Genomic DNA, 24,070 nt, shown 5'->3' with positions numbered 1-24,070 from the left:
GATGCCGCACATGACCCAGCGTAACCGCAAGTTGATAGGCGCCTTCCTGCTGGTTGGCTCGATTGTCCTGTGGTCGGTGCTGGCCACCGCGATCTACCTTCTCCTGCCAGAAGGGCTGCCTGGCCTCGTGCTGATCGTCTTTTTCATTATTGCCGGCATGGGCTGGATGCTGCCCGCCATGCCATTGATCAAGTGGATGGCAAAGCCGGACGCGACCAAATCCAATGGATAGATTGCTCGCCGAGAAAGTCTGGATCGTGCCGTGGTCGGTTCTGGCGCTTGCCGCCCTGATCGTCATGGCGATCTATCTCTTTGTCGATACGAGCAGCAGTGCGACGGGCGCCATCTGGTTCGTTCAGCGCTGGTTCCATTCGCTGTGCTGGCTCCTGCTGGCTCTGGCCGCGATTGCCATGGCGAAAGTCACGCCCCTGCCGTCCGATTGGGCCGGCTCGCTCGCCATCGCCGGCGGCGTGGTCTATGCGATTTTCGCGGCCACCAGCATGCTGGGTGGCAAGGTCTAGCCCGTCAGCTTTCCAAGCTGGGTAAATAGCCCGCCGCTTGAGAATACATCGACATATCGACGTTTCTGGAAGTATCCGTTGAGCGAGACGCGGGGGAGAGCGGTCAGCGTTTCGAGATGGTGCGGGTATAGCCCGCCCGGCCGCGTGGTCACCGCCGTGCGGAAACCGAGTTCCCGCGCCAGGGCGAATTCCCGCGGCCCGCAGGAAAGCGGACCGCCCAGCGGATAGGAAAAATGCGCGGGGCGAATACCGAACTGCGCCTCGATGACATCGACAGACTGGATCATCTCGTCGGCTGCCTGCTGCGCCGGCAGCTTGGCCAGCTCGTAGTGATGCACCGTATGCGCGCCAATCGTGCAGAGCGGGTCGCCAGCGAACAGGCGGAGCTCCTGCCAGTCCATGATCAGGTCGCGACACTGCTTGTCGAGGTCATAGCCATAGGCGGACGTAAACTGTGACAGGAGGGCGAGCCGCTCGCGTTCGGGGAGTTTCCGCATCCGCCAATAGAGGCGGTTGAAGGCGTCATTCTTCTCGGCCGTGGTGCGCGTGTCGACATATTCGATCTCGTCGCCTTCGGTGAAGGCCACTGCCTCCTGGCGCGCGATAATGTCCTCGATGGCCTGCCACCAGAGCTGGCCAATCCCATCCACAAAAGCCGTGGGGACATAGAGCGTGAACGGCGCATCATGGGCCTGCAGGACCGGCAGGGCATGGCGCAGGTTGTCGCGATAGGCGTCATCGAAGGTCAGCACGACAAAGGACCGGCCCTTATTCGGGGCGGCGAGTCGCTCAAGCGCTTCATCGAGGCTGACGATATCGATGCCAAGGTCCCGCAGGCGTTCGATACAATAGTCGAGAAAATCAGGCGTCACCTGAAGAATGGCGTTGGGCGAGAATTCAGCCGGCGCTTCCGGCAGCACGCGATGCAGCGTCAGGATCAGGCCGCGCGACTTCGACAGCAGATTGAACAGGTGCGGCATCCGCGAGAGCCAGAGCAGCTCGAAAGTGCTGCGGATGGCCGCATATTTGAGCGACATCGTTGTCCCCGGCTCAGGCGGCCACAGTTTCCCGCAGCGCCGTGATCTCGACCCTTGTCAGTCCGGCCTCTTCGAGCGACTGGCGCGTCTCCTCGGCATGGTCAAGCGCCGCTTCGTCATCGGCCACCAGCACGATACGTCCCCCGAGTTCGCCAAAAATATCGAGGCTTGAGCGGGGCCCGACCTGGCCAGTGAGCACGACCACGACCTCGTAGATGTCGCCCAGAGCCTCAACCAGCGTCTGCGGACGGCTGGAGCGGCGATCGATCGTGGCTGCGCGACCCCAGGTCACTTCGGCGAATCCATTGTCAGCCGACTTCTGGACAACATCCCCGAAGCTTGAAGCGCCAGTGCTGAGATCACTGATGCCGGCATTGGGGCTGCGATGTCCGGTGCCGGCATCGATGAGGGCAACGCTCAGGCCCTTGGCCAGTGCATCTCCAACGAGGTCTTCGGCGAGAATAGAACTCCCCTGCCCGTGCGGATGATCAGCCAGCAGCAGGAGATGCGTGCGGCCCAGAACCAGATCAGAGACGAGGTCCGAATACTGGACGAGGTCGGCAGACGGCGCCGGCTTCGTCATGGACGGAACGGGACGTGCAGTTATGTCGGCGACTGCGGCAGCACGACGTGCATCGCGTTCGGCCGTTGCCGGGGTGGCAGCCGGAACAACCTCGGCCGCGACGACCACCTCTTCGATGACGGGCGTTTCCTCGACTGTCTTTGCGGTGCGCAACAAGAGGTTGCGCATAAAGGCTCGCGCCGCGCCAGACTTTGCTTCGACCCGAGTTGTGTCAGGAAGAACAGGCGCTGCATCAACCACCGGCTGCGGGCTGGCCACGGGCTGTTCCACGGGGTCAATTTCCGCTTCCCAGCGCTCGCTGGGTTCAAGCTCGGCCGTGTCAAAAGGCGCTTCCTGCAGCGTGTCGGTGGCCGCATGCGGCCGAGCCGCCGACACGAGGACCCGGCCGGACATCAGTTCGGCAAAGGCCACGACACCAACCTGAATGACGACAGAAAGCACACCCACGCCGATCATGATCATGGAGGTCTTGGGCGAGGACGGCGTCACCGACGGCGCGGCTTCAGAGACCACGCGCACATCTGGCAGCGCTGAATTGGCATCGACACGCGACGAAGCTTCGTTGAACCGCAGCAGATAGGCTTCCAGAAGGTCGCGCTGCGCCTTGGCCTCGCGCTCCAGCCCATCGAGCGTTACCGTATCCTTGGTCGCAACAGAGGCCGTCGACTTGGCGCGAGCCAGCTCGGCCTGGGAAGACGCAACCAGGTCCCCTTCGATCTGCGCTTCGGCCTCAAGCGCGGCAGCAACGCGTGCGCCTTCGGTTCGAATCTGGTTGTTTAGCTCGGCTATCTGGGCGTTGAGCGCGCGGATGCTGGGGTGGTTGGCCAGGAGGGTGGCGGAAAGCTGCGCCTGCTCACCCTGCAGTCGCGCCTTGTCTTCACTGAGGCGCTGGATGACGACGGAGTCGCGCACATCCGGCACACTGTCGAGCGGCTGATTGCGATCGATAAGGCCGCGGATCAGCGATGCGCGCGAGAGGGCCGAATTGCGACGCTCCTGGGCAGTCGTAATCTGGGCAGCAATCGTGGAGAGCTGCTGATCGAGGAGGCTGGTATTGTTCTGACCGACGAACAGGTCGTTGTCGACCTTGAAGTTGGCGACCGCAGATTCGGCTTCTTGCACCGTGACACGCAGCCGGTCGATTTCGGCGCGCAGCCAACCCGAAGCATCCACCGTGTCGGAAATCGACAACTGCGCGCGACGGGCAACATGGGCGACCGCGACAGCATTGGCGATCCGGGCCGCCAGATCGGGATCCGTGGAACTGACCGTGACCGAAATGATCCGGGAATCACGCTCCTGAACGACATTGAGTCGATCATTCAGCGACTTGAGCACGACCTCATCGATGCTCTCAGGCGTGACCGCGCGCCGTCCGGCGAGCTGCATGATGACGCCCAGCGGCGACATGCTTGCTGCAGCACCGTTGAATTCAGGAACAGAACGCAGATCAAGCGCATCGATGACGCCCAGCAGGGTGTCGCGCGACTTCAGCAGCTCGATCTGGCTGGACACAACGCCAACCTCATTGCCCGAAAGCGAGGGAGCCTGCTCGTTGGACGCTCGAACATAAGGACTGGAGCGTGGCTCAACCAGGATGGACGAGGACGACTCATACATACGCGGCTGGAACATCAGCACGACGAATGCCGCAACCAGCAGGGCCAGTGTGACCAGTATGATGCGCGGAAGGCGCTGAACAATTGCCGAAAGCAGGGCCGAAACATCGATCCGCGTATCGTCATGTGATGAATGTTCGTAGCTCATGGCGCTTCCCCTGGTACGCTCCCAGAGCTACGCCAATCGTGGTCAACATTCAGTTAATCGACGCCGCATTGCGCAACTAAACTGCACGGCCATAAGCGAAATCTTAACCATGCCCGACCATGCTTTCATCACCTCGAAAGCTCGGGATTCTTATGCGCTGGCTACCACTGATCGCTGTTCTCGCGTCGCTCGCCCTTACTGGCTGCGCCACGACTCGCCCTGCCTCCTATCTCGTTGAGACCAAGGGGCCCTATCAGCTTGACACCGGCGACGTCCTGCGTGTGACCGTCTATGGCGATGCCGAGCTGAGCAAGACCTACAAGATCGACGACAAGGGGGCCGTGTCATTCCCGCTGGTCGGCTCTGTGACGGTGCGCGGCGGAACGACCGCCGATGCCGCACAGCGTCTCGCTCGCGCACTGGCCAATGGCTATATGCGTAACCCCGATGTTGCCGTCGAGATCGACCAGTACCGCCCCTTCTACATTCAGGGCGAAGTCAAATCCTCGGGGCAGTTCCCCTATGTCTATGGCATGACGGTGCGCGCGGCGATCAGTACAGCAGGCGGCTATTCCGAAACCGCCGACCGTGACCGTGCGATCGTATACCGGCGCCAGGGCAATGAGATGGTGAAGGGTTCCGTGGATCTCGACTTCCCCATCTTCCCCGGCGATACCATCGTCGTCCAGGAGCGGTGGTTCTAGCTTGCGCATTCTGCAGGTTTTGCGGGCACCTGTCGGCGGCTTGTTCCGCCATGTCGCGGACCTCACGCGAGCGCTGTCGGCCAACGGTCACAGCGTTGGAATTGTCGTCGACAGCCTCGCCAACGACGCCCAGACCGAAACCTTGCTTGCTGCTCTCGAGGCGGATGCGGCGCTCGGCATTCATCGCTTCGACATGCCAAGGCTGTTTGGCAAGGGCGACCTGAAAACACCCTTTGCTGTCAGCAACCTGGCGCAGAAGCTCGACATAGACATCCTGCACGGCCATGGCGCCAAGGGCGGCTTCTATGCTCGCCTGGCCACCTATGGGCGAAGCCGGGCCAAGGTCTTCTACACCCCGCATGGTGGTGTCCTGCACTATCCCGCAAACAAGCTCTCCGGGAGACTGTTTCATCGCATCGAGCGGCAGTTGATGGCCAAGACGGCAGCAATCATCTTCGAAAGCGCCTATGCGCAGAAGACCTATTCGTCCCTCATCGGCGCCCCGACCTGCCGCAGCACGGTCATCCACAATGGTCTCAGGCCGGAAGAATTCGTGCCGGTTGCGCCAATGGCCGACGCGGCCGATTTTGTCTTTGTGGGCGAGCTGCGCGGCCTCAAGGGTATTTTCCCGCTGGTGGACGCATTGGCCAACGTTCGCCGCCCTGACGGTGTACCAGCAAACCTGGTCATGGCCGGCGATGGCCCGGATCGGGCCGCGCTTGAGGCGCGGATTGCGTCCCTGGGACTGATGGAGCGTGTCAGGCTCGTGGGTTCGCGGCCGGCGCGCGAGGTTTTTGCGATGGGCCGCATCGCTGTCGTACCGTCGCTGGCAGAGTCCCTGCCCTATGTGGTGATGGAGGCCGCCGCCGCTCAATTGCCGGTCATTTCAACGCGGGTGGGCGGCATACCAGAAATATTCGGTCCGACCGAAGACAGCCTGATCCCTCCCGATGATGCCGGAGCCCTGGCGCTCGCCATGACGAAAGCGCTGGCAGATCCGACGGCGGCGGCGCACGAAATGCGCGTGCGGCTGGCGCATATCGAGGCGGGATTTTCCGTTGCGCGAATGGCGGGGTCCATCGAGGCGCTCTATCGGGACGCCTAAGAAACCCTCGGTCTGCATCTAAGGATTTCACCGAGTATAAAGGTCTCTCGATGACAATGCCGGCGCAAACACTGTGCGTCGGTAGGCCAAATGTATCGCGTTGACCCCCAGAAGGCCATTGAGGAACATGCGTCCCGCAAGGATGCATCGGACGAAATCAGGCTATCCCCCAAGGCCGAGGTCATCATTGCGGCACCTGTGGACTCGACCCTCTCGGGGCCTGTGATCGCGGGTGTCGCGCAGATCGTCGAGGCCCTGTTGCTTGCCCTTCTCGGCTACGGAATTCACGCCGCCTATGTGGAGCCGCAGCAGGACGCCTTCTACATCCCCGTCGTGCTCGCCACCGTCCTGATCGCCAACATCGCCTTCAATGCCGCCCGCTCGCACCGTATTGCGGTGTATCGCACCCTGATCTCACAGGTCGGCCGCGTGCTGGGCGCCTGGTCCGGCGTCATGCTGGTGCTGATGGTCGGCATCTTCTTCTTCAAGGCAGGAGACCAGGTCTCGCGCGTCTGGCTGCTCACCTGGTTCCTGTCGGGCGCGGCGCTGCTCGTGGCCTATCGTCTTCTGGTGCGCGTGCTGGTCCAGCGCTGGACCGCCCAGGGCCGCCTCAAGCGTCGAACCGTGATTGTCGGCGGTGGCAGCGATGCCGCGCTGCTCATCGAACAGATCAATGCCGGCTCCGCCAATGACATCAACCTGCTCGGCCTGTTCGATGATCGCGTCGGCGGGCGTTCGCCAGAGGTCGTCTCGGGCTGCCACAAGCTCGGCAAAGTCTCCGATCTCATCGAGTTTGCGCGGCGCACGCCGGTGGACCTCGTGATCGTGTCGATGCCGCTCTCGGCCGAGAAGCGCGTTCTGGACATGCTGACCCAGCTCTGGGTGCTGCCGGTCGACATTCGCCTGTCGGCCCACATGAGCAAGCTGCGCTTCACCGAGAAGGCCTATTCCTACGTGGGCGAGCTGCCCGTTCTCGATATGGCCGACCGGCCGATCTCGGACTGGAACCTGGTTTTCAAATGGGCCTTCGACAAGGTCGTGGCGCTGACGGCCCTGATCCTGCTTTCGCCGCTGATGATCGCCACCGCCATCGCCATCAAGCTTGAAAGCAAGGGACCGGTGTTTTTCATCCAGCACCGCCACGGCTTCAACAATGAGCTGATCCGCATCTACAAGTTTCGCTCGATGCGGACCGACATGCTTGACCAGTCAGCCGCAAAACTCGTGACCAAGGACGATCCGCGCGTAACCCGCGTCGGCAAGTTCATCCGCCGCACATCGATCGATGAGCTGCCGCAGCTGTTCAATGTGCTCAAGGGCGAGCTTTCCATCGTCGGGCCGCGCCCGCATGCCTTGCAGGCCAAGGCGGCCAACCAGCTCTACTATGAGGCCGTCGAAGGCTACTTTGCCCGTCATCGCGTCAAGCCCGGCATTACCGGCTGGGCCCAGATCAGCGGCTGGCGCGGCGAGACCGATACGATTGACAAGATCATGCAGCGCGTCAATCACGACCTCTACTATATCGAACACTGGTCGATCCTGTTTGATTTCTACATTCTCGTGATGACGCCGCTCCGCCTGTTCAATTCGGAAAATGCGTATTGAGCGGATGGTGAGGGCCCTTTTTCCACGCATCGCCGGCATGGCCGCACTGGCCCTGCTGACCTGCTCCACCGGATCGGCGTCGGCCGAAGACATCTGCCTGGAGTGCATCAGCGTGCGTGTCGGCCCGCCAGAAGTGGTCCGTGGCCCCTTCCCTGACGAGCTCGACGCCGCATTCGCCGCGATCCGGTTGCCTGATGGCCGGTTTCGCGGCTTTTCCGCCAATGGCGCGACCTATGCCGTAGATGGCGCAGACATTGGTGACATGAGCGGCCCGCGGCTTGCCGTGCTGGAGCCGGGTGCGCCCGGTTCCATCAACGACTGTGGCAGCTGGCTGACGTCGACCATCCGTACCGAGAGCCAACTCTATGGCTTCGTGCATCAGGAGCGCTCCTGCGACTACGACGCGGGCAGCACCGACAAGTCCATGGCCATCGCCACATCCCAGGATGATGGCCTGACCTGGACCAATCTGGGCACAGTGATCACCGGAACCGATGCCCCCGCGCCGGATCGCTTTACCGGCGAAGGCGATTGCTCGCTGGTGGATGCGCATGACGGGTTTTTCTATGCCTATTGCCTCAGGAATTCTGACTGGCAAACCATCGTCGCACGCGCGCCGGCTCATGATCCGGTCGATTGGCGAAAATACCATGAAGGCAACTGGCACGAGCCGGGCCTCGGCGGCGCGGCTACCGATATAGGCTTTGTCGGGACCGGTGCCGGCTACCTGGCCGATCAGGGCTGGGTTGCCGCCATCGCCACGGACCCATGGTTCAACGGATTGCGGCTCTCGCTGTCGTCAGACAAGGTTTCGTTCCTAGACCTCGATGAGCCGCTCCTGCCTATCGATGCCGCGGAATGGGATCGGCCGGCGCCGACCGACCTGGCCGCCTATGCCACGATCGTCAATCCGGCAGAGGGCGGCAATACGGTGGGCGACAGTTTCATGCTCGCCTACGTCTTCGTGCCGGCCGGACATGGTTTTGAAAGCCGCTATCTGGTCCAGCGTGAGGTCACTCTGGCGGTCGGCGGGGAACAGGATGCACCCCAGGTCGGCCTTGCCCTGTCGCGCTGGAGCCGCCCGGATTCGCGCGAACTGGCGACCACGACCGGCCCCCTCACCGGCGCAATGGCCGACTACGTCCACGACGGCGTGCTCGCCTATGTCCTGACACGCGCGCCGGATGCGGCCGCCAGCATGAAGCTGGTCGAATGCACGGACGGCAGGACCGGGTTTCGGCTGGCCGAAGATGGTGCCTGCGGGTTGTCGGGCATGCAGCAGGCCCGCACTGCCGGATGGCTGCTGCTCGACGAGGCACCAGGCACTGTCGGCCTCTACCAGTGCCAGGCCGCGGGCGCAGATAATCCGTTCATCTCGAACCGCGCGGATTGCGAGGGGCTAGGCGAAGTCCAGCATCTGCTCGGATATGGGATGGCATCATGAGCATGACTGACGCGGGCAAGGCCAGCGCCCCCGGCCTGCAGATAAGCCTGGCAGGCCTGCAGTTCGCAGTCCTTTCCACGCGCAACATGGTGTTTCTGCTGGCGGTTCTCGCCATGAACTTCACCTTGTTCCGCCCTTCGCCGGTCGACCTGCTCTATATCGGTTCCCTGCTGATCACGCTCTTCTACCTTACCCTGTCGCCGCCACACGGGGTTACACGGCGAGCCGTGCTGCTCGCATTGATCGTCGGGGCCTGGGCCGTCTCCTATTTCGTGGCGTCGGTGCCCCATATCGGGGAAGAGAAGGTTCCCTTTGAACTGCTGGCCAAGACCTTTGCCATCGCCATTGCCGTTATCGGGGCCTTTGTGTCGATGAGCTGGAACCGGCGGCACATCGAGACCTTCATGCGGTTCTATGTGGTCTCCTGCTGCATCGCGTCGGTCCTTGGCATTCTGGGCTTTCTCACACAGAACCAGCTGCTCACCTGGGACGGTCGCGCCAAGGGCCTGATTGACGACCCGAACATGTATGGGTCCTTCCTGATCCCGGCCGTGATTTTCTGCGCCTACCTCCTCACCCGCACCCGCGCGAACAAACTGTTCTTCATCGGGGCCATGGGTCTGGTCCTGCTGGGCATATTCTTTTCCCTGTCGCGCATTGCCCTGGTTGCCGCGCTGGCGTGCCTGCTCGCCTATATCTTCTTCCAGTATCGCCGGGATCCACGTCGGCTGTTGCTCATTCTGCTCGGCCTCATCATGGCGGCCGTTCTGCTGCCCGGCCTGATCAGCATTGCTTCGCCGGAATTCAGCGAGCGCTTCCTGGAGCGCCTGACGCTGGCACAGCCCTATGACCTGGGTGAACAGGGCCGCTATGGCCGCTACCTGCTGGTGCTGCCGATGATCGCGCAGGACCCGATCGGTGTGGGCGTGCTCCAGCTCGAAAAAATCTTCCCCGAGCCGATCCACAACATCTGGCTCAGTTCCTTCGTCAACTATGGCTGGGGCGGCGGCGTGGCCTGGTTAAGCCTCGTCATCGGCAGCGCAGTCATCTCCGTCCGCAACTACCGCCGCACCGGCAGTGACATCCCCGTAGTGCTGGTGGCTTCCCTGGTCGGTATCGTCATGTGCGCAACCCTGCATGAGGGCGAGCACTGGCGCCACATGTGGCTGTTCTATGGTCTGGTATGGGGGCTGAACATTGCCTGCCTCAGCCCTGCCCCGCAAAAGCGGCAAGGTCCGCAGCGCGCGGCGCCTCAGGGCCAAATCGATCCAGCCAGGTAGCGCTCGGCGAGGTCCGCGGTGCCCTGCGCAAAGCCCTTTACATGAGACTGCGCCAGGCTGGTCTCTGCGTGCGAGCCAATCCAGGCCGTGAGCGCCATGCGTCGCAGCAACACCATAGAATCAAGCATGTCGCGGTCATCAGGCGAGAGCGGCCGGACCGTCTGATAGGCCTCAAGCCATGAAGCCTTCAGTGCCGGTATGGCCTTGTGCGTCTCATGGAAGGATACGGCGGCAGCGAAATCGTAACCAAACCAGCACAGGCCACAATCGTCGAAATCGATGAGGCTGACCTGATCGCCGTCGACCAGCAGATTGCCCAGCCGCATGTCGGCGTGGATCAGGCCATATCTGTCGGAGGCCGTACCATAGTCAGCCAATCTCTGGCGGAGTGCCATCTCCGCGCGATCCAGAACTTTGCGGACAGGCCCGGCCACACCTGGCGCCGTTCGCCAATCTCCCCACAGCCCCTTGGCGTCCAGTATGCTGGCGGCGGTCCAGGCCTGGCGTTCGAATTCCGCCGGGCGCTGCCAGTTGATCGCATGCTGGTGCAGAGATGCAGCATAGCGCCCCAGGACCGCAAACAGATCGACGAGATTGCTGTCCGGGCTGGGTTCGTTGCCGCTGATATAGTGGAACAGCACCGCATGCAGTTGCTCGCCGGACGGCGTCCGGAAGTGCTGGAGGATTTTGCCGTTGCGCCCTGCCACCGGTTCAGGGATGGGCAGGTCGGTCTCATGGTGCAGCGCTTCGAGCCAGGCCAGTTCGCTTTCGATATTAGCAATGCTCTGGTAGTGCGGCCGGTGAACGCGCAGCGTAAAGGCCTCGTCGCCCGGCACGGACAACAGAAAAGTGTGGTTTTCCGAGTAATTCAGGAGCCGCGGCACTGCCCCGGCAAGATCGGTCCAAAGCGGGAGGGCATTATCCAGGTCGCGCACTTGCAGCGGCATGGCCAGCTCCGGCTTTCGCGCTGGCCGTCATCGGCCAGTATCTGCTTGAGATTGAATGGTCGGAGCGGCCGGATTTGAACCGACGACCCTTTGTCCCCCAGACAAATGCGCTACCAGGCTGCGCTACGCCCCGACTGCGCGGAGACATAGAGATTCCGGGTGTTTAGCGCAACCCTGTTTTTGCGCTGGGTGTGAACAAGCCAGAACAAATGGGTCTGAACAGGTAGGCGTGTGGCCAAAAATGCCGTGAAAGCCCGGCCTGTGGAGGCCGCGGCCCGCGCCCACCCACTCGCCAGTCGGTCATACCCATGTGGAGAATCCCAGGGCTCTTCATTGCGTATCCGCCGAGGCCACTACTGGCCGCCCCTGAGCAGGGGCAGCCCCATGAAAGAGCGCTTTAGCCTGCGCCAATGGTGGCATTGGCGGACTGGATGACCTCTTCGGTGCTGGTCCATGGGTAAACCGAACGACCGGTGACAACCTCGAGGGTAGCGATGCCGCCATGCGTGACGAAGATCGTGTCTTCCACAGACTCGAGGATACGCGCATTGATGGTGTCTGCCTGCGCGAGGGAGGCGCCACGCAGCATTGCCGCGAAGCGGTATCCCTCGACATGGGCCAGGAGGTCATCGTGGCGGATGGCCTGACGGATGGCCTGGGCCAGTAGCGGCAGGACGGTATCGTCCTGATCTGCCGCCAGTGCCATGGTCCGGGACGTCTCGCTGAGGTCGATCATAAGCAGAATGCCGGGAGTTTGTGCCTGCTCCGCCTCCAACAGGGGAATGAACCGTTCCCAGCGCAAAGCGCCAGTCAATGGATCGAAATCCTCCGGCCGTGGCATATTCTGCGCGGGGGCGATCTCCTTGCGCCGATCCACGCCACCCCAGCTGCCGATAAACCTGCCCAACCAGGACTTTGCCATTTGATCCCCCGTGTTTGATCCGAGGTATCAATGGCCAAATTTTCTCAATTCATATTGCCAAATATGTCAGCAATTTTAGCGACCGGACGGCCATAGCCCGCATATCGGATGCGTAAAATTTTATCGAATAGATGAACTCAAACTATACTTTGCTGATTTGCTGAATGTTATTTCGCAGAGACTAGGCTCCAGTGGAGTTCACTGGAGGCCAAATTGCTCCGTACAGTTGTTTTTGCAGTCGTCACCCTTGTTGGGGCATCTATTGCCCCAATCAATACAATGGCCATGTCCAGCGACGAACAAGGCCGCTTCGGCCAGCAGACTCCTGTTGTCGCAGCTGCGCCGGGAATGCAGGTCGCCGCCCTCCCCGCCCTCCCCCGCCCTGCCCCCCAAAGCACAAACGCTGGGCGTATTCGGATCCGTTGCCATCTCGGCGGCTCGCCCTGCCGGCGGCACGCAAGTGGCAAGATGTACAGAGCGCCGACTATTCGGCCTTTTTCACGGACGACTGTGCCCTGAGCGGCCTTGAAAATTGCGACAGCCGTTTCGCCAAGCGCCTCCGCGGCATGAGCGGCATGCAGGGAAGCCTTGATCGCGCCCTGCTCGACCGCGTCAACCGCAGCGTCAACGCTGCCCTGACCTACAGGTCCGATCGCGCTGTCTGGGGTCAGGGCGACTATTGGGCGACGCCCTCCGAAATGGCCAACAAGGGCGCCGGCGACTGCGAAGACTTCGCCATCGCCAAGTATTGGTTGCTGCGCAGTCTCGGCGTTGCCGACGAAAACCTGCAGATGGTCATGCTGCAGGACACACGCCGCCAGCTGTTCCATGCCGTGCTCGTGGTCCATACCAGCTCGGGCGCGTATGTGCTCGACAATGTCACCAACCGGCTGCGGCTCGACACCGATTACGGCCAGTACCAGCCCATCATGAGCTTTGCCGGCGGCCGCAGCTACATCCACGGCTTCGAAGCCGGCCGCACCGTCACCGCCATGCCCAGCGACCTCTCCGCCGTGGCGCCGGGCCTCGGCATGTAAAACAAAACGGCCCGCCGAAGCGGGCCGTTTGAGTTTGAGACGGATGACGTCAGATGTTGTGGGTATTACCGTCGATTAGCAGGCGGATATCGTCGCCTCCCGACAGGGTGATGTCCTCAAGGATGACGACATCGACCCAGGCTCCGGACTGGTTCACTTGCAGCTTTACGTCGGCACCGTCCTGTACGGCCTGGACGTTGCTGATGTCTCCCGAGCCCAGAAGCCCTGACAGGTCCACTGTATCGTCGCCGAACACATAGTCCGTGATCGTGTCGACATGGTCCGGCCCGGCTTCATTGAAGACGAAAATGTCTTCCCCGTCGCCGCCTGTCAGCGTGTCGTTACCCCGGCCGCCCCACAGGATGTCGTCACCGTCGCCACCGACCAGAATGTCGTTGCCATCCAGGCCATGAATAACAGTGTCGTCGTCGCTGGCAAAGACGATGTCATTCTTATGGGTCGCAACAACCTGCTCGATATTCTTCAGCTCGTCGGTGTCTCCGTACGTATCGCGGGCCTCGCCCTCGTCAACCGTCCTCAAGGACCCGTCGAAGAATCTGGTCTTGTCGGAGCCTGACATATTGACGAAGACTCCCTTGGTTCCCCCGTCTCGGCTGTAGTCAACGGTGTCAAAGCCGGAACCACCATCAATGACGTCATCTCCGGCATTGCCGATCAACCAGTCATCGTCGCTCTGCCCTTCGACCTCGTCGTCTCCAGCTCCACCCATGAGGAAGTCGCGGCCAGATCCACCTTTGACTTCGTTGTCGCCAGAACCACCAAGGACAACGTCGCTGCCAGAGCTACCGTCGTATTCTGTGTTCTGATTTACGTTTGTAGCATCGATGTAGTCGTTGCCACCCTCGGCCATCTTGTCCTTATTGCCATCGATCACCCAACTTTCACTGGCTGAAGACCCGCCCGTATTCTGATGGAGAACAGACAAACCGCCCGCCACGAAGAGCTGCATTACGGAAGCGACTGCATTCCCGTTGTCGTCAGTGGCCACCACCTTGAACGTCTTGTGGCCTGTCGTCAGACCCGACGCGAAGCTGATTATACCCGTAGTGCCGTTGATCGTGATGCCCGTGGCAGCACCGTCCAAACTATAGGTCACATCAGCGCCTGCACTCTTTGCAAACAAGTGCGCCGTTTCCACGGTGTGCGTCCCCATCGCATGGAAGGGAACGAACGCCCCCGACACACCCTGGCGAAGTTGTACCTCTGCCGCCGGCGCGGATTCATCCGCGCCGTTGATGGTCACCTTGATGACCACCTCCGTGCCGTCGGCGGTTGTGACGGTGATGCTATCTTCCAGTTCCTCGCCATCGTTCAGGGCCTGAACGTCGGCGTTGCCATTGTTGAGCGTATACGTCCAGAGACCGTCGCTAGTGATAGAGAACGTGCCGTAGCCGTTGTCGCCAGACGCGTTGGTCTGCACCGCAAACGTTTCGGGACTGTCCACATCGTCAACATTCAGCTGACCCGAGACTGTTGCCGCACCGTCTTCGTCAATTTCGCCTTCGGTATCGCCGGTAATCACAGCAGGGTCATTCACCGGCGTCACATTGATCGTGAACAGTGCCGACACCGGTGCAGAGCCATCCTCGTTGCCGTCTTCCACCGAGACGGTGAACGAAAGCTGCGATGCTTCGCTGCCGTCATGATGGAAGGTGATGAGGCCCGCTTCTACTTCTGCCGCAGTGAAGGAGATGGCAGGGGCGCCGCCATTGCGGAATTCACCACCGGTCACGCCGGAGACCATGAACGTTACATCGGTATCGTCAGGGTCTACGAAGCCGAGCATCGCAGTGGTTACGGCCATCGAGCCGCCTTCCAGGACGGTGCCTTCGAGGGCACCAGCCAGCAAGGGCTTGTCGTTGCTGGGGGCGACGGTCACGGTCATCTGCGCCGAAGCGCTGGTGTCGAGACCGTCGGAAGCGACCACTGTCAGTGTCCGTGAGGCGCTCGGCGCGTCACTGCTGTTCAGATAGACCACACCCCTGAGAATGCTCTGGTAGACGGCAACCGACGCCGCGCCCGTGAGGGTCATGGTGCCGGTCGCCGGGTTGAAATTCACCGTGACGCCGGCGGCCGTAGCGGCGTTCGTGGCGGTCGTATTGAGCGACAACGTCTCAAGTGCGCCATCAGGACGCGAGTTGAAGCTGATCGTCATGGACTGCAGCGTGCTGTTGTCCACGTCGGACAGCGTGGCAGCGTTGAAGACCCATTGCGGCAACTGCTCGTTGGCGCCAGCAGTGGCATCAATTCCGGCCGAGACGCCGTTCAGATCAACCACCGGAGCGTCATTCGCACCATCAACCTGTACCTCGATGGTGTGGCTGGCAGTGCCGTCCAGCGAGGTGACGACGAGCGTTTCAACTTCATGCTGACCTGCGGCCAATGCCTGAGTGGCAGCCCGGCTATTGTCGAGCTCATAGGTCCACGCGCCGGTCTGGGCGTTGAAAGTGAACGTTCCGTAGGTGCCATCCAGCTCTGTGGGAGTCGGCTCGACGAAGGCATTCTCGCCCGTGTCGACATCGCTGACTTCGAGCTTGCCCGAGGCATTGCTGTCCCCGGCCACACCGTTGGCGATGCCACCGGCTTCGGTCACCGAACGGTCGTCGGCGACGGCCGTGTCGATAAGGATGGTCGCCGGGTCGTTGGTGCCCACCAGGGTGACGGTGATGTCACGATAGGTGAGGTTGCCGTGCTGGTCGCGCACTTCGACCCGGAAGGTTTCCACCTTCTGGTCGCCTGCGCCCAGCGGATTGAGGGCGCTGTCGGAGACGAAGTACTTCCAGCTGACAACGCCGTTTCCGTCGTTTGCTGTCGTCTCGCTGACCCAGGCTTCGAGGCGGCCGAGATAGCCGGTGCCCGAGCCGGGGACGACGGTGATCTGATGCACATCGCCCTGGTCGTCGTAGAGGTGGAACGCACCGCCATTGTAGCCGGCATAACCGACAGGGGCATCAAACTCCGTGCGTTCATCCGTCGAGCCGGCCCGCAGATCGGTCGACAGATACTCGGTGATTGTACCGGTCTCCGGGAAAGCAATCGAACTGCCAGTCGGATCGTCATTCCCGTTGATGGTGATGGTGTAGATGCCCGACTTGGCGTCGCCATCCGCATCGGTGACCGTGAACGGGATCGACAGGGTAGCGATCTCGCCCTTGCTCAGGCCGTTGAAGCCCCAGCCGGGATTGACCGTCAGCTTGCCGGAGGCCTGATCGTAGCTGATCGAGGGCACGCCCAGCGTGGTGCCGAACGGCGTGCTCATAACTGCCTTGCTGGCATCGAAGCTGACCGTACCGGCCCCGTCGGCGCCGAAGGCGAAGTGGGTGTCATCAAGGTCGAACACCCCGACCTGGTCTTCATGCATGCTGCCCGTGACCACCGGCAGCAGTGCTGCGTCGGCCGGCACCAGTTTGACATTTGCCAGGTAAGTCCCGGTATTGTCCGAAGTGCCGATCTCCTTGAAGCTGAGAACGCCCTTGCCATCCGAAGTCGTAAGGCCGGTCAAGGTCATCAGCGTCAGCTGGCCCGGGCCCGACATGGGCAGGGCGACATCGATCTTTTCGCCGTTCCAGTAGACTTCGAGGCCTGCAGAGCCAGGCTGCGGCGAACCATATTCAAAGCTCAGCGTATACGACGCTCCGACCGTCAGGCCGGAAAGGGCCTGGGTGATGGTCGTGTTGCCGGGGGACGCGCCGAGATCGACCATGACACCATTGGTCGAGCTGTGCATGCTGAAGTAGCCGTCGTCGACATATTCCAGCTGGACGCTGGACGGGTTGGTCCCAAGGATCTGCCAGCCAACCGACTGCGTCGCATAACCGCCGCCCCAGCTTCCATCGATCCAGCCGCCGTCGGCAAAATCGCCATTGGTGAGCAGGTTGAAGGCCGTGTCGGAGCTGAAAACTTCCGGGCTGTCGTCATCGACATTGACCCAGATGTAGCCCGGTGCCGTGTCCCCATCGCCGTCGGTGACGGTGTAGTGGAACTGGAACTGAACGTGGTTCTCTTCATCGCCCGACAGATGGGAGATGGGCGCGTTCTGCACGAGATCGTACTTGCCGGTCAGCGGATCGACCGTGGCGGTGATGACCAACGTCGTACCCTGATAGACATACAGGATCTTGCCACCGTCGTCAGGCACGGCATTGAAATCGGCCGCATTGCCACCATGGGTGACGCTGATGCCCGTCCAGGCGATCTGTCCTGGGCCATCAGCGCCGAAGTTGAACTTGACCACATTGCTGGTGTTGGCCGGCCCGTGATCACCGATACCACCGGGCTCACCGCCGGGCAGCGTGTCTTCGTTCAGCCATGCCGTTGTGCCGGCACCACCGGTCGGAACACTATCGGCGACGTCGATTTCGAACGTCTGCTGGACCACGTCTCCGTCGCGGTCGGTCGCATTCACCGTGAAGCGGATCGAAAGCGAGCCGTCGTTGCCTGCATCGTTGTGATCCAGCGGCTTGTAGAGCACGAACTGGTAGGCAGCCGAGTTGGACGTGAGGTTGACCGAGAAGACCCAGCTGGACGTATCATTGGCATCACCGCCGATAAAGGCGACCAGCTTCTGATCGAGCGGGTTGCTGCTGCCGTCAGCCGGGATCACAACATATTGGAGTTCGACGCCACCCGAGCTCAGAGCGTTGCCATTCGTATCCTCGATGTCGGTGTTGGCGAACTGCACGGAGCCGGCCTTGTCGGCGCCCCATTTGATATTGAGCGAGTTGACCGCCAGCGCTACCGCGCCGCCGGACGAAACATCGGACACCATGCCGTCGGCAACCGGAGCGGTCGCGATTGGCGTATCGTCATCGACATTGACCCAGATATAGCCGGGCGCGGTGTCGCCATCGCCATCGGTCACAGTGTAGTGGAACTTGAACTGGATGTCGTTCTCGTTGCCGCCGGCAATGTGGGCGATCGGCGCGTTCTGGGTCAGGCTGTAGGCCCCGGTCAGAGGATTGAGCGTCGCGGTGATGACCAGCGTCGTGCCCTGATAGACCTGCAGGATCTTGCCGTTATCGGAGGGCACCGACGAGAAGTCGGCCGCATTGCCACCATTGGTGACGCTGATGCCCGTCCAGGCGATGTTTCCAGGACCATCCGCGCCAAAGTTGAACTTGACGAAATTATTGGTGTTGGCCGGTGCATGGTCACCAACGCCACCGGCGTTGCCCCCAGGCAGGGTATCTTCGTTGATCCAGGCGGTCGTGCCGGCGCCACCGGTCGGCACGTCATCATTGACGTTCACGGTGATGGTGCCGATGGCAGTGTCGCCATCGCCGTCACGCACTTCGTAGGAGACCGTGAAGGCAATGTTGTCTTCGCTGCTCTTGTCAAAATGCAGGACAGGCCGGAGCTGCTTGATCTCGTACGCGCCGGTTGCCGGGTCGAGGTTCATTTCCACGACGTCGACGTGAACGCCGCCCTGCAACTGCGTGATGATCAACTTGGTGGGATCGACCGGTTCCTTGAACCACAGGTCGTTATTGCCCAGCGTCATACCGCTGCTCATCCACGACACGGTGCCACCATCGGCGCCCATGGAGTGGCTCAGCGTGCCGGTCGCCAGGATGTCCGTCACATTGGCCAGCAGACTGTCGTCATCGAGATGGACGATATTGTTGGTCGAGGCAGTGGGCGCATCGTCGTCGATATTGACCGTGATGGTGCCAATGGCCGTGTCGCCATCGCCGTCGCGCACTTGGTAGGAAACGGTAAAGGCGATGTTGTCTTCAGTGCCCCTTTCAGGGTGCAGGATCGGGCGGAGCTGCCTGATCTGATACGCGCCCGTGTTCGGGTCGAGGTTCAGTTCCACGACATCGACATACACACCACCCTGCAACTGGGTGATGATCAGCTTCTGGGGATCGACCGGCTCCTTGAACCACAGGTTGTTATTGCCCAGCGTCATGCCGGTGCTCATCCAGGACACGGTGCCGCCATCGGCGCCAAATGTCAGGCCAAGCGTGCCGGTGGCTGCATTAGGCGCACCGGCGCTCGCAATGTCGTCCTCACCAGCACCGTCAACCGGGTTGCCTGCAACACCAGGATTGCCGCCAGGCAGCAAATCGTCATCCAGCTGGACCACCGCGTTCGGCAGGACAGAGGGCTCGTCATCCAGGAAGCGGACATTGTGGCCTACCAGGACCTCGGCGGTCACGGTGTCACCGTCGCGATCGGTCACGGAATTGACCACCTTGATCAGGCCGGTCAGGTCGACGAAGTCGTTCGGTGCACTGGTCTGTTCAAGCGACATCCACTGCGCAATGCGCAGATGTCCGACCGACTGACCGGCTACGGTGCTCTGGCTCAGCGCCAGGGCAAAGGCGGCTTCGCCATTGGCATCGGCAAGACCATCCTCGCCCGCCAGGCGGCCCACGATCAGGCCATTCTCAACGTACAGGAATATCTTGGTGCCATCGGTAACACTGAGACCCGAGTCCGTGCCGTTACCCCCGACGATCGCCAGGGACAGCACCGACGTCCACGGATTATCCGCGCCGGGCAGCGAGTTGGCCGTCACGAACGGCGCTGCTACAGGCGAGGCGGCGTAGCCGGCCGGCATATCCGGGTCGGTGCCCTTGTTGGCCACGCCATTGAACAGGTTACGAACTGCATTGGTCGTCGTGTCCTGCGCCTGCAGGCCGGCGCTCTCGTCGCGTCCGACAACCGTGTTGGTGGAGGTCACCGAGGCCGACGGCAGGTCATCCTTGATGGTGATGGGCAGCTTGCCAGCAAGACCGACAACGTCGCCGTCGCCATCAGTGGCCTGGATCACCTGACCAAAGTCGATGAAGGCAAGGCCGTTCGGCGTGCCGTTGGCCAGTGCCGTGTTCTCGCTGTTCTGACCGTCGTCCACATGATCGAGCTGGTCGTAGAGACGGAAGGTGAAATCACCCGTCTCTGCGTTCAGCGTCAGCGACATCACCGGACGGTCGATGATCGGCTGGAAGCCCGAGAACGCCCCGTTCACATAGCCGATGAGCGAACCCGTCAGCGGCTCGATCGCAAAGACGACCTTGCCGCCATTCGAGGTCAGGTTCAGCGCATTGAGCGTCTCGACCGCATTGGCAGTGAAGCTGAAGCCACCGCCGGCGGCCTGGCCATCGGCGCCAAAGTCAACGACGCCAGACAGCGAGCCGCTTGCCGTCGAGGCGAAGGTTGCAAGGAGTGCCGGCTGCGACGTGCTGTCGACACCAGACTCTTGCGAACCCGGGCTCGAGCCGAGAGAGTACGCATTGGCAATGTCGTTCTCGGCAACAACCCGGGTAACCGCCGCACCATTGGCAACAGGACCATCGTCGCGGAACTGGATGTTCTGACCGATCTCTACGCTGTCGGACTTGGTGTCGCCGTCGCGGTCGGTGACCGTGATGACCGCTTCGAGCAGGCCGTCGAGACTGACCATGTCGTTGTGGTCGGCAGCATCGTCGTGGCTCAGCGCCTTGTACTGCGCGATGGACACACGGCCATCCGAACCAATGCGGATCGCAAAGGCGATTTCCTCAGCTTCGTCGATGCCGAGCACCATGCCATTGGCACCGTAGGACAGCGTGATCGCGCCGCCCGTCGTCGTCGACAGACCGGTGGCGCCACCGTTCAGAATGTTCAGCGTCAACGCGCTTGTCGTGTTCTCGTCAGCGCCGCTGATCGTCACCGTGTCGACAAGGTCGGCACGCGCATAGCCAATCGCCGTCAGGCCAAGCGAAGAGAACTGGCTGACGACACCGCTCTGGCTGGTCTCGCCCGAGTTGAAGCCGGCGGTCTCGTCATGGGAGACGATATTGCCAGTCGGCGAGATCGAAGCAGACGGCACGTCGTCCTTGACTTCTATCAGCAGCTTGCCGCCGAGACCGACTTCATCGCCGTCGCCATCGGTGGCAACAATCACCGAACCAAAGTCGATCGCTTCGAGGCCGTTCAACGAGCCATTGGCCAGGGCCGAGTTCTCGTCGTTATTGCCGTCGTCGACGTGATCGAGCTGATCATAAAGACGGAAGGTGAAGCTGCCATTGCTTTCAAGCGTCAACGACATCACCGGACGGTCGATCAGCGGCTGGAAGCCCGAAAACGCTCCGTTGACATAGCCAACGACAGTGTTGCCGACGAAGGTGAACACAACCGGACCGCCCTTGGAGGTCAGACCAAGGGCGTTGAGGGTCGCTAGCGTGTTGTCGGCGAAGCTGAAGCCACCGCCGGCGGCCGCACCATCGGCGCCAAAGGTCACAACGCCAGCAACCGAACCCGACACTGTCGAGGCAAAGCCGCCGCCCAGCAGGGCAAGTGCGGTCTCGCTGTCTTCATCAGTACCAGTCACCCAGGGGCTTGAGCCCAGCGAGCGGATGTTGGCAATGTCGTTCTCGGCAACCACCAGGCCAACAGCTGCGCCATTGGCAACAGGACCATCGTCGCGGAACTGGATGTACTGACCGATCTCTTCGCTGTCGGACTTGGTGTCGCCGTCGCGGTCGGTGACCGTGATGACGGCTTCGAGCAGGCCGTCGAGGTCAATCACGTCGTTGTGGTCGGCAGCATCGTTGTGGCTCAGCGCCTTGTACTGCGCGATCGACACACGGCCATCCGATCCAATGCGGATCGCAAAGGCGATGTCGCCGTCTGCATCGGTGCCGAGGACCATGCCGTTGTCACCGTAGGACAGCGTGATCGCGCCGCCCGTCGTCGTCGACAGACCGGTGGCGCCACCGTTCAGAATGTTCAGCGTCAACGCGCTTGTCGTGTTCTCGTCAGCGCCGCTGATCGTCACCGTGTCGACAAGGTCGGCACGCGCATAGCCAATCGCCGTCAGGCCAAGCGAAGAGAACTGGCTGACGACACCGCTCTGGCTGGTCTCGCCCGAGTTGAAGCCGGCGGTCTCGTCATGGGAGACGATATTGCCAGTCGGCGAGATCGAAGCAGACGGCACGTCGTCCTTGACTTCGATCAGCAGCTTGCCGCCGAGACCGACTTCATCGCCGTCGCCATCGGTGGCAACAATCACCGAACCAAAGTCGATCGCTTCGAGGCCGTTCAACGAGCCATTGGCCAGGGCCGAGTTCTCGTCGTTATTGCCGTCGTCGTCGTGATCGAGCTGATCATAAAGACGGAAGGTGAAGCTGCCATTGCTTTCAAGCGTCAACGACATCACCGGACGGTCGATCAGCGGCTGGAAGCCCGAAAACGCTCCGTTGACATAGCCAACGACAGTGTTGCCGACGAAGGTGAACACAACCGGACCGCCCTTGGAGGTCAGACCAAGGGCGTTGAGGGTCGCTAGCGTGTTGTCGGCGAAGCTGAAGCCACCGCCGGCGGCCGCACCATCGGCGCCAAAGGCGACGACGTTGGCAACAGAACCCGACACCGTCGAGGCAAAACCGCCACCCAGCAGGGCAAGAGCGGTCTCGCTGTCTTCATCAGTACCAGTCACCCAGGGGCTTGAGCCCAGCGAGCGGATGTTGGCAATGTCGTTCTCGGCAACCACCAGGCCAACAGCTGCGCCATTGGCCACCGGGCCATCGTCCACCACATTCACGCTGAAGCTGCCGGGTGCCGGGTCACCGTCGCTGTCGGTGGCGACATAGTCGAAGGAAAGGTTGCGGATGTCCGTGCCTTCGGCGTGGTCGATATTGCCACGCAGATCGAACGTCACGCTGCCGCCTGGCGTCGTCGGGTCGAGCGTCAGCGTGAAGACCGCATTGCCTTCGCCACCCTCACTGCCTTCGCCGCCTTCCTGGCTCGGAGCCTGACCCTTGTAGATGGTGACCCTCTGGCCGCCATTGGGCAGGTCCTCGATCTGTCCCAGTACCAGCGGAACGCCGTCCGATTCGAGGCCGGCAATGGCCGCTTCCAGATTTGCGAACTTCAGCGTGCGGAAGTTGACCGCACCGTCAACGCCGGCCACAGCATCATCGGCGCCCCAGCGGATGCCCAGATCAGCCGAGGACGAGAGCGATTCGCGGCTCTCGCCGTCGTCATTGCCATCAATGAGGTCGTCCTCGTTGACGCTGGCCAGTTCCACGGCCTCGCCAATATTGGGACTGTCATCCTCGATCGTGACGCGGATCGTCCCCTGGCTGGAAAGACCACCGGTATCGGTCGCGGTCACCACAAAGTCGAAGGTGCGATCATCTTCGCCGAGACCGGCATGATCCAGCGGTCCCTGCAGTGTTACCGTAAACTGGCCCAGAGCATTATTGATGCTGGCGACAATAATCGGCTGGCCGCCCGCAGAGCCGGTCAGGATGGTGCCATTGCCGGAAATGCTCCAGGTGAGCTCAACACCGGCCGATGTCAGGCCGCTTGGGGGACCACTGAACGTGAAGGTGACGGGGCCGATATCGGAGACATTGAAACTGCCGGTCAGCGTGACGACGTCAGTGGTGTCGCTGTTTCCATCGTTGTCCGCGACACCCCCTTCGAGCCCCTCTTCGGAAAGACGGATTTCGTAGATGCTCTGGAGAAAGCGGGGAGCGAAATTGGCACCGTCGTCTTCCACGAAGTCGCCATCGCCGCCATCAAGTCCTGCCGTATCGTCCAGAAGGCCGCCATACTCGAAGGCGTCGCCAATATTACCGACCGGACGTTCAAAATTGCCGCCCGAGCTATCGGACGAGCTGCCTTCCGGGCCAGCTGCCGTCTCGATGCCATTGGCCTCGAAGAGCGCGGCGACGGTCACCGGCGGGATTTCGATGCCACCGATGAAGACGGTCAGACCGGTGATGGCCCCGTTCGGAACTACGATGACAGAGCCATCCGGCTGAACGAATTCGAGATTGACGCCGTTTACCCGCGGGCTGTCGATGCTGGCCGTTTCGGGCAGCCGGAGGATTGAGCCATCCTCGATCTCGATGGTGGTGACTGTCGCCACCTGCTCCTGCAGGGCGTCGGTTCCCTGCTGCTCCGCCTGAGCGACCAGAATATCGGGCTGTCCGGAAGCGGCAGTGCCCCCATTTTCGAGAGCCGGGGCAGCGGGAGCATCGATACGGAGAGCCATGAGTCACCTGACGGATTAACGCTTGTTTAACCCGGTTATACGGTGAGACATTGCTTGCCATCAAACGGGAAATACTGACTTCGTATACCCGGTTATAGCAATTCAGC

Annotated in this window: 13 protein-coding genes and 1 tRNA gene; 8 read left to right on the top strand and 6 right to left on the bottom strand. The window is 61.6% G+C overall.

Features of this window, described 5'->3' with window-relative positions:
• Positions 1-10 precede the first annotated feature (10 nt).
• Positions 11-232, top strand: a complete 222-nt coding sequence (locus MQW79_RS01360; RefSeq protein ID WP_476586381.1) for a DUF2842 domain-containing protein — start codon at positions 11-13, stop codon at positions 230-232.
• Positions 225-521 (top strand): hypothetical protein, encoded by a 297-nt coding sequence (locus tag MQW79_RS01355; RefSeq protein ID WP_476586380.1) that lies wholly within the window; start codon positions 225-227, stop codon positions 519-521. Before MQW79_RS01360 ends, MQW79_RS01355 begins: the two co-directional genes overlap by 8 nt.
• On the opposite strand, the gene MQW79_RS01350 is transcribed toward MQW79_RS01355, so the two are convergent.
• Both MQW79_RS01350 and MQW79_RS01345 read right to left on the bottom strand, forming a co-directional pair.
• The gene (locus MQW79_RS01350) at positions 518-1,558 is read right to left on the bottom strand and encodes a polysaccharide deacetylase family protein (protein ID WP_476586379.1); all 1,041 of its coding nucleotides are present in this window, start codon (positions 1,556-1,558) and stop codon (positions 518-520) included. The genes MQW79_RS01355 and MQW79_RS01350 overlap by 4 nt on opposite strands.
• 13 nt (positions 1,559-1,571) lie before the next feature.
• The gene (locus tag MQW79_RS01345; protein WP_476586378.1) at positions 1,572-3,908 is read right to left on the bottom strand and encodes a GumC family protein; all 2,337 of its coding nucleotides are present in this window, start codon (positions 3,906-3,908) and stop codon (positions 1,572-1,574) included.
• 152 nt (positions 3,909-4,060) lie between these two features.
• On the opposite strand from MQW79_RS01345, the gene MQW79_RS01340 reads away from it, so the two are divergent.
• The 5 genes from MQW79_RS01340 (at position 4,061) to MQW79_RS01320 (ending at position 10,046) form a co-directional block, all read left to right on the top strand.
• Positions 4,061-4,612 carry a polysaccharide biosynthesis/export family protein gene (locus tag MQW79_RS01340; protein ID WP_476586377.1) on the top strand — a complete coding sequence of 184 codons (552 nt, stop codon included), beginning with the start codon at positions 4,061-4,063 and terminating at the stop codon, positions 4,610-4,612.
• 1 nt (position 4,613) lies between these two features.
• Positions 4,614-5,717 (top strand): glycosyltransferase family 4 protein, encoded by a 1,104-nt coding sequence (locus tag MQW79_RS01335; RefSeq protein ID WP_476586376.1) that lies wholly within the window; start codon positions 4,614-4,616, stop codon positions 5,715-5,717.
• Between the two features lie 90 nt (positions 5,718-5,807).
• Positions 5,808-7,322 carry an undecaprenyl-phosphate glucose phosphotransferase gene (locus MQW79_RS01330; protein ID WP_476586374.1) on the top strand — a complete coding sequence of 505 codons (1,515 nt, stop codon included), beginning with the start codon at positions 5,808-5,810 and terminating at the stop codon, positions 7,320-7,322.
• Positions 7,323-7,359: 37 nt separating this feature from the next.
• A complete protein-coding gene (locus MQW79_RS01325; RefSeq protein ID WP_476586372.1) occupies positions 7,360-8,766 on the top strand; it encodes a hypothetical protein in 1,407 nt (468 codons plus the stop codon).
• Positions 8,763-10,046, top strand: coding sequence for an O-antigen ligase family protein (locus MQW79_RS01320; protein ID WP_476586371.1), 1,284 nt, complete (start codon positions 8,763-8,765; stop codon positions 10,044-10,046). Before MQW79_RS01325 ends, MQW79_RS01320 begins: the two co-directional genes overlap by 4 nt.
• Here the strand turns inward: MQW79_RS01320 and MQW79_RS01315 are convergent.
• The 3 genes from MQW79_RS01315 to MQW79_RS01305 all read right to left on the bottom strand — a co-directional run bounded on the left by MQW79_RS01315 (position 10,019) and on the right by MQW79_RS01305 (position 11,915).
• Positions 10,019-10,993, bottom strand: coding sequence for a phosphotransferase enzyme family protein (locus MQW79_RS01315; RefSeq protein ID WP_476586369.1), 975 nt, complete (start codon positions 10,991-10,993; stop codon positions 10,019-10,021). The genes MQW79_RS01320 and MQW79_RS01315 overlap by 28 nt on opposite strands.
• A 56-nt stretch (positions 10,994-11,049) precedes the next feature.
• Positions 11,050-11,126 (bottom strand) — tRNA-Pro (locus MQW79_RS01310).
• A 264-nt stretch (positions 11,127-11,390) separates the two neighbouring features.
• On the bottom strand, positions 11,391-11,915 hold the full coding sequence (locus MQW79_RS01305) for a diguanylate cyclase domain-containing protein (RefSeq protein WP_476586368.1): 525 nt from the start codon (positions 11,913-11,915) through the stop codon (positions 11,391-11,393).
• Positions 11,916-12,337: 422 nt separating this feature from the next.
• On the opposite strand from MQW79_RS01305, the gene MQW79_RS01300 reads away from it, so the two are divergent.
• Positions 12,338-12,952, top strand: coding sequence for a transglutaminase-like cysteine peptidase (locus tag MQW79_RS01300; protein ID WP_476586367.1), 615 nt, complete (start codon positions 12,338-12,340; stop codon positions 12,950-12,952).
• A 49-nt stretch (positions 12,953-13,001) separates the two neighbouring features.
• On the opposite strand, the gene MQW79_RS01295 is transcribed toward MQW79_RS01300, so the two are convergent.
• Complete coding sequence (locus MQW79_RS01295; protein WP_476586366.1) at positions 13,002-23,963, bottom strand: T1SS-143 repeat domain-containing protein; 10,962 nt, start codon at positions 23,961-23,963, stop codon at positions 13,002-13,004.
• Between the last annotated feature and the right edge of the window lie 107 nt (positions 23,964-24,070).

It is taken from the genome of Devosia sp. Micro-HW1, assembly GCF_056341075.1.
The sequence above is the reverse complement of the archived record's forward strand: the minus strand, read 5'-3'. Positions and strand labels throughout refer to the sequence as shown.